General features: G+C 54.1%; 18 protein-coding genes. 17 read left to right on the top strand and 1 reads right to left on the bottom strand.

Annotated features, from left to right (window positions below):
- Nucleotides 1-71 precede the first annotated feature (71 nt).
- Nucleotides 72-503: a 50S ribosomal protein L13 gene (gene rplM / locus AC127K_RS04800; protein WP_294539699.1), complete on the top strand. Its 432-nt coding sequence runs from the start codon at nucleotides 72-74 to the stop codon at nucleotides 501-503.
- A gap of 17 nt (nucleotides 504-520) precedes the next feature.
- Entirely contained in the window at nucleotides 521-919 is a 399-nt protein-coding gene (gene rpsI, locus AC127K_RS04795) for a 30S ribosomal protein S9 (protein ID WP_483721756.1), read from the top strand.
- Nucleotides 920-1,482: 563 nt separating this feature from the next.
- Here the strand turns inward: rpsI and AC127K_RS04790 are convergent.
- Complete coding sequence (locus AC127K_RS04790) at nucleotides 1,483-2,706, bottom strand: IS110 family RNA-guided transposase (RefSeq protein ID WP_087185407.1); 1,224 nt, start codon at nucleotides 2,704-2,706, stop codon at nucleotides 1,483-1,485.
- Between the two features lie 284 nt (nucleotides 2,707-2,990).
- Between AC127K_RS04790 and AC127K_RS04785 the strand changes: the two genes are divergently transcribed.
- The 15 genes from AC127K_RS04785 (at nucleotide 2,991) to AC127K_RS04715 (ending at nucleotide 12,792) form a co-directional block, all read left to right on the top strand.
- Nucleotides 2,991-3,812 carry a ParA family protein gene (locus AC127K_RS04785; protein ID WP_002576359.1) on the top strand — a complete coding sequence of 274 codons (822 nt, stop codon included), beginning with the start codon at nucleotides 2,991-2,993 and terminating at the stop codon, nucleotides 3,810-3,812.
- On the top strand, nucleotides 3,769-4,695 hold the full coding sequence (locus AC127K_RS04780) for a ParB/RepB/Spo0J family partition protein (protein ID WP_002576358.1): 927 nt from the start codon (nucleotides 3,769-3,771) through the stop codon (nucleotides 4,693-4,695). The genes AC127K_RS04785 and AC127K_RS04780 overlap by 44 nt, the downstream gene beginning before the upstream one ends.
- 12 nt (nucleotides 4,696-4,707) lie before the next feature.
- Nucleotides 4,708-4,983, top strand: coding sequence for a DUF5720 family protein (locus AC127K_RS04775; protein WP_002576357.1), 276 nt, complete (start codon nucleotides 4,708-4,710; stop codon nucleotides 4,981-4,983).
- Nucleotides 4,984-5,010: 27 nt separating this feature from the next.
- Entirely contained in the window at nucleotides 5,011-5,202 is a 192-nt protein-coding gene (locus tag AC127K_RS04770; RefSeq protein WP_002576356.1) for a hypothetical protein, read from the top strand.
- A gap of 69 nt (nucleotides 5,203-5,271) precedes the next feature.
- Nucleotides 5,272-6,165, top strand: coding sequence for a DUF6017 domain-containing protein (locus AC127K_RS04765; RefSeq protein ID WP_002576355.1), 894 nt, complete (start codon nucleotides 5,272-5,274; stop codon nucleotides 6,163-6,165).
- A gap of 48 nt (nucleotides 6,166-6,213) precedes the next feature.
- Nucleotides 6,214-6,576: a DUF7768 domain-containing protein gene (locus tag AC127K_RS04760; protein ID WP_002576354.1), complete on the top strand. Its 363-nt coding sequence runs from the start codon at nucleotides 6,214-6,216 to the stop codon at nucleotides 6,574-6,576.
- Nucleotides 6,569-6,880: a DUF5720 family protein gene (locus tag AC127K_RS04755; RefSeq protein ID WP_002576353.1), complete on the top strand. Its 312-nt coding sequence runs from the start codon at nucleotides 6,569-6,571 to the stop codon at nucleotides 6,878-6,880. The genes AC127K_RS04760 and AC127K_RS04755 overlap by 8 nt, the downstream gene beginning before the upstream one ends.
- 101 nt (nucleotides 6,881-6,981) lie before the next feature.
- Entirely contained in the window at nucleotides 6,982-9,525 is a 2,544-nt protein-coding gene (locus AC127K_RS04750) for a recombinase family protein (protein WP_483721755.1), read from the top strand.
- A complete protein-coding gene (locus AC127K_RS04745; protein WP_444159609.1) occupies nucleotides 9,522-9,848 on the top strand; it encodes a TnpV protein in 327 nt (108 codons plus the stop codon). The genes AC127K_RS04750 and AC127K_RS04745 overlap by 4 nt, the downstream gene beginning before the upstream one ends.
- 171 nt (nucleotides 9,849-10,019) lie before the next feature.
- Nucleotides 10,020-10,316: a hypothetical protein gene (locus tag AC127K_RS04740; protein WP_483721754.1), complete on the top strand. Its 297-nt coding sequence runs from the start codon at nucleotides 10,020-10,022 to the stop codon at nucleotides 10,314-10,316.
- Between the two features lie 126 nt (nucleotides 10,317-10,442).
- Nucleotides 10,443-10,769, top strand: coding sequence for a hypothetical protein (locus tag AC127K_RS04735; protein ID WP_483721753.1), 327 nt, complete (start codon nucleotides 10,443-10,445; stop codon nucleotides 10,767-10,769).
- Nucleotides 10,770-10,783: 14 nt separating this feature from the next.
- Nucleotides 10,784-10,975, top strand: coding sequence for a helix-turn-helix transcriptional regulator (locus AC127K_RS04730; protein ID WP_483721752.1), 192 nt, complete (start codon nucleotides 10,784-10,786; stop codon nucleotides 10,973-10,975).
- Between the two features lie 189 nt (nucleotides 10,976-11,164).
- Nucleotides 11,165-11,461: a DUF3847 domain-containing protein gene (locus AC127K_RS04725; protein ID WP_483721751.1), complete on the top strand. Its 297-nt coding sequence runs from the start codon at nucleotides 11,165-11,167 to the stop codon at nucleotides 11,459-11,461.
- A 41-nt stretch (nucleotides 11,462-11,502) separates the two neighbouring features.
- Nucleotides 11,503-12,456: a MobQ family relaxase gene (mobQ, locus tag AC127K_RS04720; RefSeq protein WP_483722172.1), complete on the top strand. Its 954-nt coding sequence runs from the start codon at nucleotides 11,503-11,505 to the stop codon at nucleotides 12,454-12,456.
- Between the two features lie 54 nt (nucleotides 12,457-12,510).
- A complete protein-coding gene (locus tag AC127K_RS04715) occupies nucleotides 12,511-12,792 on the top strand; it encodes a hypothetical protein (RefSeq protein WP_002588923.1) in 282 nt (93 codons plus the stop codon).
- Nucleotide 12,793: the final 1 nt, after the last annotated feature.

Here is a 12,793-nt window from a genome sequence, read left to right as displayed (position 1 = left end):
CGTTCCCGATACCCCTGCGGACCAAGAAAGCCGAAGGGCGCGTGAATATACAGTATGGAGGATTCAGTATTATGAGTACTACGCTCGCTAAGCCCGCTGAGATGGCTGACCGCAAGTGGTATGTGATCGACGCCGCCGGCAAGCCCCTGGGCCGCGTCGCCGCCCAGGCTGCCGTCATTCTGCGCGGCAAGAACAAGCCCACCTTCACCCCCAACGTTGACTGCGGTGACCATGTCATCATCATCAACTGCGACGAGGCTGTCCTGACCGGCAAGAAGCTGGAGAAGAAGTTCCATCGCACCCATTCCGGCTGGATCGGCGGTCTGAAGGAGACCCAGTACAAGACCCTGATGGCCGAAGCCAGCGACAAGGCCATGACCTACGCTGTCAAGGGCATGGTGCCCTCCAACACCCTGGGCGCCAAGGCCATGACCCGCCTGCACTGCTACAAGACCGCAGAACACAACCACACCGCCCAGAAGCCTGAAGCGGTCGAATTCTAAGCAAGGAGGCAGCGAAAATGTACGAGACTAAAGAATATTTCTACGGCACCGGCCGTCGTAAGCATTCCGTTGCCCGCGTCCGCGTGTACAACGGCACCGGCAAGTTCATCATCAACGGCCGTGAGCTGGACACCTACTTCGGCCTGGACACCCTGAAGCTGCTGGCTCGCAGCCCCATGGTCCTGACCGGCACCGAAGGCCAGTTTGACGTGGTCGTCAACGTGGTCGGCGGCGGTTGCTCCGGCCAGGCCGGCGCCATCCGCCATGGCCTGTCCCGCGCCCTGCTGCAGTTCAACCCCGAGCTGCGCACCACCCTGAAGAAGGCTGGCTTCCTGACCCGCGATCCTCGTATGAAGGAACGTAAGAAATACGGCCTCAAGGCTGCCCGTCGCGCTCCGCAGTTCAGCAAGCGCTAAACTTTATCAAAAGTGGTCAAAAACCCCGGAACTACGCGGTTTCCGGGGTTTTTCCTTTTCAAATGGTTTGACGCAATTTGACAGAACGAAGCCTCTTTTAACCCGTTTTCTATGGGTTAAATGGTGGACAACCACCCCAAAAAGAGGGCTTATGGGTTAAAAAATAGGACAACCGAGACGCGATTTTGGGATGCCAAGGGGATGTTTATTTATACATCTCCAAGAGACCTTTTTCGTGAAAACGGTTTGTCTGAATTTGACCTAATTTGAACAAAAGAGAATAAATCTAATCGCCAAGCGCTCAGTATTTTCTACTGGGCGCTTTTTGCGTTTCCGGGGAATTTCATTCCGGGATAAGAAAAGGCCGTCACTTTCAATTTTTGAAGTGGCGGCTTTTTCTATTTCCAGAAGCCATAGAACAATTCAGAAATGAGTCCTGCAAACAAAAGTCAATAGATGAAATAAAAAAAGTCCCGCAAATTTTGCGAGGCTAAAAAAGGTACAACAAACCAGACCGGAGAGAAAGCATCTCGCCAGCCGGAAAGAAATTCGGTTGTTAAAGATTACGATTGCTTAGCAGGTTCTGTATCAAAAGCCTCCAGGCATTCTTTCACGCGGGCGTAGTAGATGCGCAGGAACTTGTTCTGAGCGGCAGTCATGTAGACAAAGTAGGGCTTGCCCTCTGCGCGTTTCTTATCAAGGAACTGGTACACCGGCTCATCCGCTGGAGACTTTTTCAGGTATGTGCAGATGATTTGGTAGAGTGTTTTACGCAAATGTGGTGAGCCTCGCTTTGTGGTGGGAACGCTCTTTGCGCTGTGCTTGCCGGATTCATCCACGCCGGGATCAACACCTGCAAAGCCCACGATGGAGCTGCGGCGCGGGAAACGGCGCACATCTCCAATTTCGGCCATAAGCTGCGCGGCAGTTATTTTCCCAACGCCGTACATGGCGCACACGGTTTCGTATTCTGGAAGTTGGGATGCAAGCCGCGTCATTTCCGCCCGCAGAGTGGCCAGCGTGGTCTTTCCCGCCAGAAGTTGTTGAGCAGCCGTGACAATGAGCAGCTTTGTGTTCTCGTTTTTCGGCAGTGTCGTAAAATGGCCACAGCTTCCGGCGTAAATGTCCAGCGCCTTCTCTGCACTGAAATGGTATCCCTTGCGTTTGCACCACTTCTGGTAACGTTCTGTAAACGCCTTTTCGCTGGCACGGCAGATGCAATCGCAATGCCAGAAGGTCATGACAAAATCCACCCATTTCTGGTGGCCGTCAGCACGCTCTGGGCTGGAGAAAAGCTCGTTTACACCGGGAAAGGTCTTGTCGGTCAGCGAAATGAGATTGTTTTGCAGCGACACCACTGTTTTCATGTAGAGATTGTATTGGCGGCTGCACAGCTTCAGTTGTTGTCTAATCGTATCCATGGGAGTATATTCCCGCAGATCCACCCAGTTGTCAAGGCCATACTTTGCAATCTTCAGAGCGTCAGCCTTGTCGGTCTTGACCTTGCGGATGGAGCCGCCGCCGCTCTGCTTGATGAGCAGCGGATTCAGGACGCAGACGTAGATCCCGTACTCATGTAGTGCTGCCGCTACCGGTTCGTGGTAACGGCCTGTGGATTCCATGATGACGCGGGTATCTTCGCCCAATGCGACGATGGCGCCAGCCATCTGCTCCAAACCAACTTCGGTATGGAGAAATTCCTGTGGCAGAAATGCCACTTCACCCATTGGCCGCAGGGCAGCCACCGTGCTTTTCCCTTTGGAAATGTCGATCCCTACTGCGTTCATTTTGCTCCTCCTTCTGATTGGATATGGCTTTCCGCCGTTTACTCATCGCCTGTTCAATCTCCTGGGTGACGCGAACGCACCGCAAATCGGTGGTACAACCTGCGCAAATCGAATGCTGCGAATGAGAGAGGCGGCTGACGGACTCATTTACGGGCGTGTCGGCCCAAGGTGAGCTATGTCAGGCAATTTGCTCTCCCATTCTAACAGCTTCGGCTTTGAGATGGAAAAAGACGCGGCTGGCTGCCGCGCCTTGAACCGTAACTTTATTGTAGGAGGTGAAGTCATTGAACACGCAAATCATCGCCATCGCCAACCAGAAAGGCGGCGTTGGCAAGACAACCACCTGCGCGAACCTGGGGATTGGGCTGGCGCAGGCCGGAAAGAAAGTGCTGCTGATCGACGGGGACCCGCAAGGCAGCCTGACCATCAGCCTGGGCCACCCCCAGCCGGACAAGCTGCCCTTTACCCTGTCCGACGCGATGGGCCGTATCCTGATGGACGAGCCGCTGCGCCCCGGCGAGGGTATCCTGCACCACCCGGAGGGCGTTGACCTGATGCCCGCAGACATCCAGCTCTCCGGCATGGAGGTCTCCCTGGTGAACGCCATGAGCCGAGAGACCATCCTGCGGCAGTATCTGGACACGCTCAAGGGACAGTATTCCCATATCCTGATTGACTGCCAGCCATCCCTGGGTATGCTCACGGTCAACGCCCTGGCCGCCGCCAACAGGGTCATAATCCCCGTTCAGGCGGAGTACCTGCCCGCCAAGGGCCTGGAACAGCTGCTCCAGACCGTAAACAAGGTGAAGCGGCAGATCAACCCCAAGCTCCAGATCGACGGCATATTGCTGACGATGGTGGACAACCGCACCAACTTCGCCAAGGAGATTGCCGCCCTGCTGCGGGAGACCTATGGCAGCAAAATCAAGGTGTTCGGCACCGAGATTCCCCATTCTGTCCGGGCAAAGGAGATCAGCGCCGAGGGCAAAAGCATTTTTGCCCATGACCCTAATGGCAAGGTGGCCGAGGGCTATAAGAATCTGACCAAGGAGGTGATAAAACTTGAAAAGCAGCGCGAAAAAAGTAGAGCTGGCTCCATACGATGATTTGTTTTCCACCGAGGAAAGCCGCCAGGATGCCAAGCTGGAGAAGATACAGGAAATTCCGCTGTCTGAGCTGCACCCATTTAAGGGGCATCCCTTCAAAGTCAAGGATGACGAGGCCATGATGGAGACCGCCGACAGCGTTCGGCAGTATGGTGTTCTGGTTCCGGCGATCGCCCGCCCGGACCCGGAGGGCGGCTATGAGCTGGTTGCCGGTCACAGGCGGCACCGGGCCAGTGAGCTGGCCGAGAAAGAAACCATGCCTGTCATTGTCCGAGACCTGGACGATGATGCTGCCACTATCATCATGGTGGACAGCAACTTACAACGTGAAAGCCTGCTCCCCAGCGAAAGGGCCTTTGCTTACAAGATGAAGCTGGAGGCTATGAAACACCAAGGCGCACGGGGGGACTTAACTTCGTCCCAACTTGGGACGAAGTTGCGTGCAGATGAATTGTTGGCGCAGCAGGCTGGTTCGAGTAGGAACCAGGTGCAGCGCTATATCCGCCTGACGGAGCTGATTCCCGAACTGCTGGATATGGTCGATGAAAAGAAAATCGCCCTCAATCCGGCTTATGAGCTGTCCTTTCTCAAAAAAGAAGAACAGCGGGATTTGCTGGACGCGATGGACAGCGAACAGGCTACCCCCTCTCTCTCCCAGGCTCAGCGACTCAAGAAATACAGCCAGGAGGGACATCTGACCCTCGATATGATGCGCGTCATCATGGGTGAGGAAAAGAAAAGTGATCTCGACAAAGTGACTTTCACCTCCGACACCCTGCGGAAGTATTTCCCCAAAAGCTATACGCCCCAGCGGATGCAGGAAACCATTATCAAACTGCTGGAGGCGTGGCAGAAGAAGCGCCAGAGAGACCAGGAACGATGAAAGGAGCCGCCTATGAGGGATATTTCAGCCCGTGAGCTGAAAGGACACAATATCTTGGCCGTAGAGCGTTTTCAGGACAGCACCCGCTGGATGATCGAGTTTTCCGTTCAGCGCCCTTGTTCCTACGGCTGCCCCGGCGATGATATGCGGCTGTTTCTTACGGAGGACGGGTATCAGGCCGCCCTCGTAAGCCAGAAGCGTCGGGAAATCAAAATCAAGCGGTATGCCCGTGTGATCGAGGGCCATGTGCTCGACTTCAAACCGGACAAGCGCCGCCGCCACCCGTAAACTCATTATCACTACGAAAGGAAAGGAATGAATATGTGTACTGTCCAGAGCATCAAAGATGCCATCCGGGAAAGTTGCCAGTCCCAGTATGATATGGAATCCACCGACATTGACCGGGTTTTGCAGACCCTCCCGTTTTCGGAGCATGAGCCGATGTTCAGTCATCCGCCGAAGTACAAGCGTCCTTACCGGCCCTGGCAGAACAACAAAAACAGCTGAAAGCCACAGTCTTTTTCACGAAGGATTGTGGCTTTTTTCATGCCCTAAAATTAGAAAGGAGTGAAGTCAATGGCCGTTTTTCGCATTGAACGGACCAAAGATTATACCGTGATGAGCAATCATCACCTGCGGAACCACGAACTATCCCTCAAGGCAAAGGGGCTTCTTTCCATGATGTTATCCCTGCCTGATGACTGGAACTATACTACCCGTGGACTTGCGAAAATCTGCAAGGAGGGCGTTGATGCCATCGGCAGTGCGCTGCGGGAGTTGGAAACCGCCGGTTACATCGTGCGGAACCAGCTGCGGGACCAACAAGGCCGGATCAGCGACACCGAGTATGTGATTTATGAGAAACCCCAGCCCAGGCAGCCAGAAACGCCAAGGCCGGATACGGCTGTACCAGATACGGCTTCACCAGATACGGAAAACCCGTATCTGGATAAACCGGATACGGAAAAGCCCGCAGAATTAAATATAGAGAAACCAAATACTCAAAAACAAAATACTCATGGAGCAAGTACCGATTCCATTCCCTTCCGGGAAACAGCGGCAGCACAGCTGCCGGAACGGAAAGGAAGGGATGCGATGTCTGTCTCAGAGATAGAAAATTATCGGGAATTGATTCTGGAGAACATCGAGTATGACTATCTGTGCAGAGAGTTTTCGACCTACCGTGAGGACCTGGACGAGATTGTGGAGCTGATGGTGGAGACCGTTTGTGCCAAACGTAAAACCACTCGGATCGCTGGCAGCGACTTTCCCCATGAAGTCGTGCGCTCCCGGTTCTTGAAGCTGGATAGCGAGCATATCCGATTTGTCATGGACGGTATGCAGAAAAACACCACGGAGGTCCGCAATATGAAACAGTATTTGCTTGCAGTGCTGTTCAACGCGCCCACCACGATCAGCAATCACTACACCGTACAAGTCAATCACGATATGAACACAGGCGGCTGGTAAACAGCCGCTTTTCTGTTGCCCGGCAATACCGGGAGAAAGGATTTTGCCATGAAACGACCTCTTGCCTACATTACGGCTCCCTGGAGCAACAACCAGTATGAGAACGCCGAGAACGCTGCCACCTACTGCCGCCAGGTGTACGACGCCGGGTATTCGCCCATCTGCCCGGTTCTGTTCTTGTCCACCTTCCTCAAGGACGAGATTCCCCAGGAACACAAGGACGGGCTGGATATGGCGCGAGACTATCTGCGCCGGTCCCATGTGCTGGTGGTCTGCGGCCACGGCATCGACGAGACCGTGAAGAATGACATCGCCACCGCTGAGCGCCTGCGGATCACCGCTACCACCCTGGACGGTATCCTGACTGTGAAAGGCCAGGGACGCGGGAAAGGAGGTGCGCGCCATGCCTGAGCGTAAGACCGTGGGCCAGCTGATGGAGGAAATGCGGCTCAAGGCCGGGGCGCAGAACTACCACGGCCATGAGTACATGGATTTGGAGCGGTTTGCCGAGGACACCCGGCACATGATTATCTTCGATGTGCTGACCCACGATTCGCCGGTGGGCTGGAAAGGCGAACGGACCCGCCTGTTTCTGACGGAGGCCGGATACCAGAAAAGCCTGGAGAACCAGGAAAAGGGCCACATCAAGATTCTCAGCCATGCCAAGGTGCGCCAGGGACATCTGTACTATGACCGCTCCGATCAGCTGCGTTGAAAGGAGCCTGCCATGATGAAATACCTGCTGCGGCGGCTGGTGGTCCCGCCTTAGTATCAAGCGCCACCCCTGCAAAATCCGTGGAAAGGAGGCGATGACCTATGCAGGAGGAAGTGGAAAACAGGACTTTGACGCTGGTAGTCAGCGGAACAAAGTTTACCGGGCGGCTGTTTAAGGCCGCCATCACCAAGTACCTTGCCCACCGCAAGGAAAAGAAGCTGCAAATGGTAATTTACAATAAGGATAAAGGGAGCGCGCACCCTCAAGAAAGGAGGTTACACCCCATGAAGAAACAGCCGGACAAGGGAAAAATCACAGCCCTGTACGAGCGTCTTTCCCATGACGATGAACGAGCCGGGGAAAGCGTGTCGATAGAAAACCAAAAGCGCATTTTGGAGGACTACGCCCAAAAGAACGGCTTTACGAATATCCGGCACTTCACCGATGACGGAGTGCGGGGAACGACTTTCAAGCGTCCGGGGCTGGACGCTATGCTGGAAGAAATCCGGGCGGGAAATGTGGCTACGGTCATTATCAAAGACCAAAGCAGGATTGGCCGTGATGTTGTCGAAGTGGGGCTTTTGAAGCGCACCTTTGACGAGTACCATGTACGCTTTATTGCGGCAAATGACAACCTTGATACCGCCAACGGCTTTGATATAATGTCAATTTTTCGAGATGTGATAAACGAGTGGTATGTTGCCGACACCAGCCGGAAAATCAAGACCGTTTTCAAGTCGAGAATGGAAAAGGGCTTGCGCTGCTCCGGCAGCGTCAGCTATGGCTACCTTGCGTCCAAGGAGAACAAGGGCGAATGGGTAATCGACGAGGAAGCCGCCGCCGTTGTGCGCCGTATCTTCCACAGCGTTGTTGCCGGGGAGAGTATCGCCAGCATAGCAAGGGCACTCCGCGCCGAGAAAATCCCTATCCCGTCCGAGCATTGGAAGCGGATAGGCGCACCCGTCCGGGCGGCGAAGTACACAGACCCCTACGCATGGTCAACAACAACTATCAGCTATATCCTCAAACGCCCGGAGTACACGGGGCGCAAGGTTTTAGGGAAAACCGTCTGCGAGAACTACAAGACCAAAAGCACCCGCAAGACCGCGCCGGAGGAACAGTATATTTTTGACGGGGAGATACCCGCCATTGTGGACGAGGAAACATGGAATACCGTCCAGCGGCTTATGGGGACAAAACGCCGCGCCCCCAAGCGGCAGACCACCCCAAACCGCTTGACCGGGCTTCTCTACTGCGCCGACTGCGGCGCGAAGCTGACCCACCGCAGCAGCCTTGTGCAAGGCAAGTATCTGGACGACGCTTTTGTGTGTTCCAGCTACCGCCAGCTTACCCGCGACTGTACCATGCACTATATCCCCACCGCGAAAATGGAAGCCGCCATTCTTGCTGCAATCCAGCGCGTGAGCTGGTATGTGCGGCACAATGAAGCGGAGTTTATCGAGCGTGTGCGGGAAGCGTCCGACCAGCACCAAGAGAACGCCGTCAAGGAGTACCGGCAGAAAGTGAGCAAGGCACAGCGGCGGTGTAAGGAGCTGGACAGCCTTGTAAAGAAGCTATACGAGGGCAACGCCACAGGCAAGATACCCGATAAGCACTTTACCCGTCTGCTTGCCGAATACGACGAGGAACAGACCAAGCTGGAAGCCGCTATCGCACAATGGGAGGAAGCAATCGAGAGCTGGAACGCCGACAGGCTGAAAACAGATAAGTTTATCGAGCTTGTGAGCCGCTACACTGATTTTTCCGAATTGACAACGCCCATGCTCAACGAGTTTATCGAAAAAGTCGTTGTCCATGAGGGCGAGGGACGCGGGAACAGCCGCCGCCAGAGGATAGATATTTACCTCAACTTCATCGGCGCGTTTGAAGTCCCCGCCCATATCGTTACCCCAATGGAAGCCGAGGAACAACGCCGCCAGCAGGAGGAACAGGCTGCAAAGGAAGCCCATTCACAGGAGCTTGCCAAAGCGCGGGAAGAAAAGCGCAAGGCAGAGAAACGGGAGTTTACTGCGAGGAAGAAAGCGGGTTTGCTGACCCCAGAGGAACAGGCGGCAGATGAAGCGCGGTTAGCCCATAACCGGGCATGGCAAAAGGAATGGCGGGAGAAGCGGAAAGCCGCCGAACCGCCCAAGCCCCCGAAGCCGAAATCCTTAAAGGAGCTTGCCGCGCTGCAAAAGGCCGGAGCCGACCTCACGCCGGAGGAAGCAGAGCGTCTTGCCGCCTACCGAGAGAGGAAAAACCGCCAGCACAAGGCATGGTATGAGCGTCAGAAAGCGGCACAGCCGCCCAAGCCCCGGACGCTGAAAGAGCTTGCCGCCGCACAGGACGCAGGCCAGCCACTCACGCCAGAGGAAACGGAACGCCTTGAAGCAAGCCGGAACCGCAAGAAAAACGCCTACCAAGAACTGAAAATCCAAGCGGAAACCGACCCCGTCGCAGCCGCCGAGCTTGCAAGGCGGCGGGCATACCATAGTGAAGCTACCAAGAAATCCCGCCAGAAGATGTACGAGGAAGCCGCAGCCGGAAATCCCGAAGCTCAAGCCCGGTATGAAAACTTCCTTGCTGCAAGGCGGGAGAACTACCACAAAAAGAAGCAGGACGAGAAAGGAGAACAAATCGCATGAGAAGATTGATTGACAACGGGAACCGCCCTATTACCCCGAAGCCCCATATCGGCCACTATGGGCGGCTGCGGAAAGCCTATCTGGAACAATACCGCCACCGCCTTTATACCGCCCTTGTAGCCAGCGAGAAGCTATACCCCCACCTTGCGGAAACAGACCGGGCGGCGCGGGATATGCTGGACTACCTCATGCCCCGCCTTGCCAGAGAAGCGGGAGCCACCGAAGCCCTCAAAGCCGCCGACCCGATGAAATGGGTAGGTTTGATGAACAACTGCAAGGCGAGAGCCGAGGAAATCATCAGGCATGAGCTAATCTATGTCTGACGGTCAAGAGCCGGAAAAAACAGAAATCTTGCGATAACAGCCGCCCCGACGAACCATTCCCCCGTCCGGGCGGTTTTTATCGTCAAAAACGCCGTTTTCCCCAAGTCAAGAGCCGGAGAAAACACCCGAAAATGCCCTTATTGCGTAACAGGGGCGCAGAAAGGAGCTTGCATGAGAACAGGGCTTACCAAGCAGGAAAAGACCACCGATATTTGGTTTGACGAGAAAGACCCCCTTATCCATATCCGCACCCACAACACCGCCTTGAAAAAGCGTCTGCTTGCATACAGCCGCCGTTATCCGGCGATCTGCCAGCAGACCGACACAGACCCGGAAACGGGCTGCATGGAGTTTGATATTGAGAAAGGCCGCTTCTCTTTCCGTCTGACCGCCCCATACAGTGAGGAACGCCGGGAAGCAGCGCGGCAGTATGCCAGAGAGAACAACGCCACTGACAGGCTGAAATGATGTAGATTTGTTCATAGCCCCATGAAAAATTTATCTTCAAAAAATGTAAAACGCTCTTGACTTTTTGGGATAAATGAGTATAATAAGAAATGTAAAGAGTCCTTAACATTCAATGGAGGTGATCTTATGAAAAAACTTGATGAAATGGATAAAAAAATCCGCCTGCAATCTCAATCCCTTAGCTTCAAAGTTGCCCTGTTGCTTTTATCCTTTTGGACGATTTATGAGTGTTGTGTTGCTTTCATGGAGAAACACGCGCCGAACTCTATCTCCATGTATATCTTACTTGCTGTTGTGGTGTTTGAAAGTATCTATGAGCAAATATTGAAGCACCGCATGGTTCAAGACGATGAAGAATACAAGGAACCGAATAAGGCTTTTTTGACGATTATCGCAATCGTTGTAGTTGTTGCTGTACTCCTTTCCGTTGGCGCTATGTTCATGTTCAGATAAGAAGGTGGTGAAAAATGGAGAATGACATTAAAAAACTAAGAAAAGCAGCGGGGCTACGGCAAGAAGATTTAGCAAATCAAGTCGGTGTAAGCAGGCAAACGATTATTGCTGTAGAAAACAACAAATATGATCCGACATTGGAACTGGCCATGAAATTAGCAAAAGCCTTAGAGAAGAATGTTGAGGACATTTTCTTTTTGAACTAAGTCATAAGTCAATATCCCGGAAGTTTTAGCAGCGGGATAAGTAAATGGGAATTTCACACTTATCTTATAAGGAAGCACACCGCCAGCACAGACAACTGAATACATCAACCGAGAGCAGCTATTTTCAATCTGAAATCTGAAAACGGCTGCTCTTTTCTTTTGCCCATGAGCAGAAAGGAGCGACCAGCCATGACGAAACCGAAAGAGAAAACCCGCGAGGAATTGACCGCCGAGATTGAGGAAGGCAAGAAGAAAATCCGGCAGTTTGAGAACCGGGAGAAAATCATCAAGCAGAAACTATCCGTTGAGGAACGCAAGGCGAGAAACCACAGGCTTTGCAAGCGCGGCGGCTTCATGGAGAGCCTTGTGCCGGAGCTGATTGCCATGCCGGACGAGGACGCGAAAGCCTTTTTACGGCTTGCCTTGACGAGCGAGCCAGCACAGGAGTTTTTGAAAAAACGAGCCGGAGCCGGGAACGCGGAATAATCCCTTTGGAGCAAAGGGCGCACTTATACACCCTTGCGGGCGTGTGCGCTCTGCCGAGGGCTTATCTCCGCACAGGGAACTTTCCCCGCGCTCCGATATGGCGGCTTTGCCGCAACAAGGGGCTGCACCCCTTGCGCCGCTTTGCGGCTATCCCTGCACACCCACAAAAACAGTACACCCGCCTTTGGCGTCTGTACCATTTTTGCGGGTTTTGTTATCCTATCCGGGAGGTGATACCCATAGCCATTTACCATTGTAACATCGGCATAGTCAGCCGAGGAAAAGGCAAGTCAGCCGTTGCCGCAGCCGCCTACCGAAGCGGCGAGAAAATCACAAACGAATGGGACGGAATGACCCATGACTACACCCGCAAGCGCGGCGTTGTCCATACGGAAATCCTATTGCCGCCCCATGCCCCGCCCTCTTTCTCTGACCGTTCAACCTTGTGGAACAGTGTGGAGCTTTACGAGAAAGCCGGGAACGCCCAGCTTGCCAGAGAGATTGACGCAGCACTCCCCATAGAATTATCCAGAGAGGAACAGATCCGGCTTGTCCGGGAATACTGTTCCTCTCAATTTGTTTCCAGAGGAATGTGCGTTGATTTTGCCATTCACGATACCGGCAGCGGCAACCCCCATTGTCATATCATGCTTACCATGCGCCCCCTTGACGAGCGCGGCGCGTGGGCGGCGAAGTCCAAAAAGGAATATGACCTTGACGAGAACGGCGAGCGCATACGCTTACCAAGCGGCAGATACAAGACACACAAAGTTGACCTCACAGGCTGGAACGACAAGGGCAACGCGCTTTTGTGGCGTAAGGCATGGGCAGATATTTCAAACGCCTACCTTGAACGCGCCGGAAGCCGGTCGCGTATCGACCACCGCAGCAACGCCGAGCGCGGCATTGACGAGCTGCCTACCGTCCACATGGGCGTGGCGGCTTGTCAAATGGAGAAGAAAGGCATACGATGCCACTGTGGTGTTGGCGGATGATGGGCAGTACGCCAACTTCAAGCTGGAGTTTGACCAGCAGAAAGGTGGCAAACGATGAAGCTCTCACGCTATGAACAGGAAACCATCATCCTCTACAACCAGGCCGAAGCCACCGCCGAGGTCTATACCCATGACCCCCGGCTGCTGGAGAAGCTGCGGCGACTGGCAGAGAAATACCCGGACCAGATTGTGAAAAAGGACCGCCAGACCTTTCTCGTTCCCAAACGCTGTGTGTCCGTCCGGGAACCTTACAGCGCCGAGCGCCGTAAGGCAGCCAGTGAACTGGCCAAGGCTGCCGGATACAGGCCGCCCACCCCCAAGAAAGGCAATGAGTAAG

Source organism: Subdoligranulum sp. DSM 23681 (genome assembly GCF_057005535.1).
This window is presented reverse-complemented; position numbering and strand designations above follow the sequence as displayed.

Coding starts and splice junctions, on each gene's coding strand:
- rplM (WP_294539699.1), top strand. CDS start 72: ATGAGTACTACGCTCGCTAAGCCCGCTGAGATGGCTGACCGCAAGTGG.
- rpsI (WP_483721756.1), top strand. CDS start 521: ATGTACGAGACTAAAGAATATTTCTACGGCACCGGCCGTCGTAAGCAT.
- AC127K_RS04790 (WP_087185407.1), bottom strand. CDS start 2,706: ATGAACGCAGTAGGGATCGACATTTCCAAAGGGAAAAGCACGGTGGCT.
- AC127K_RS04775 (WP_002576357.1), top strand. CDS start 4,708: ATGAGGGATATTTCAGCCCGTGAGCTGAAAGGACACAATATCTTGGCC.
- AC127K_RS04770 (WP_002576356.1), top strand. CDS start 5,011: ATGAATATGTGTACTGTCCAGAGCATCAAAGATGCCATCCGGGAAAGT.
- AC127K_RS04765 (WP_002576355.1), top strand. CDS start 5,272: ATGGCCGTTTTTCGCATTGAACGGACCAAAGATTATACCGTGATGAGC.
- AC127K_RS04760 (WP_002576354.1), top strand. CDS start 6,214: ATGAAACGACCTCTTGCCTACATTACGGCTCCCTGGAGCAACAACCAG.
- AC127K_RS04755 (WP_002576353.1), top strand. CDS start 6,569: ATGCCTGAGCGTAAGACCGTGGGCCAGCTGATGGAGGAAATGCGGCTC.
- AC127K_RS04750 (WP_483721755.1), top strand. CDS start 6,982: ATGCAGGAGGAAGTGGAAAACAGGACTTTGACGCTGGTAGTCAGCGGA.
- AC127K_RS04745 (WP_444159609.1), top strand. CDS start 9,522: ATGAGAAGATTGATTGACAACGGGAACCGCCCTATTACCCCGAAGCCC.
- AC127K_RS04740 (WP_483721754.1), top strand. CDS start 10,020: ATGAGAACAGGGCTTACCAAGCAGGAAAAGACCACCGATATTTGGTTT.
- AC127K_RS04735 (WP_483721753.1), top strand. CDS start 10,443: ATGAAAAAACTTGATGAAATGGATAAAAAAATCCGCCTGCAATCTCAA.
- AC127K_RS04730 (WP_483721752.1), top strand. CDS start 10,784: ATGGAGAATGACATTAAAAAACTAAGAAAAGCAGCGGGGCTACGGCAA.
- AC127K_RS04725 (WP_483721751.1), top strand. CDS start 11,165: ATGACGAAACCGAAAGAGAAAACCCGCGAGGAATTGACCGCCGAGATT.
- AC127K_RS04715 (WP_002588923.1), top strand. CDS start 12,511: ATGAAGCTCTCACGCTATGAACAGGAAACCATCATCCTCTACAACCAG.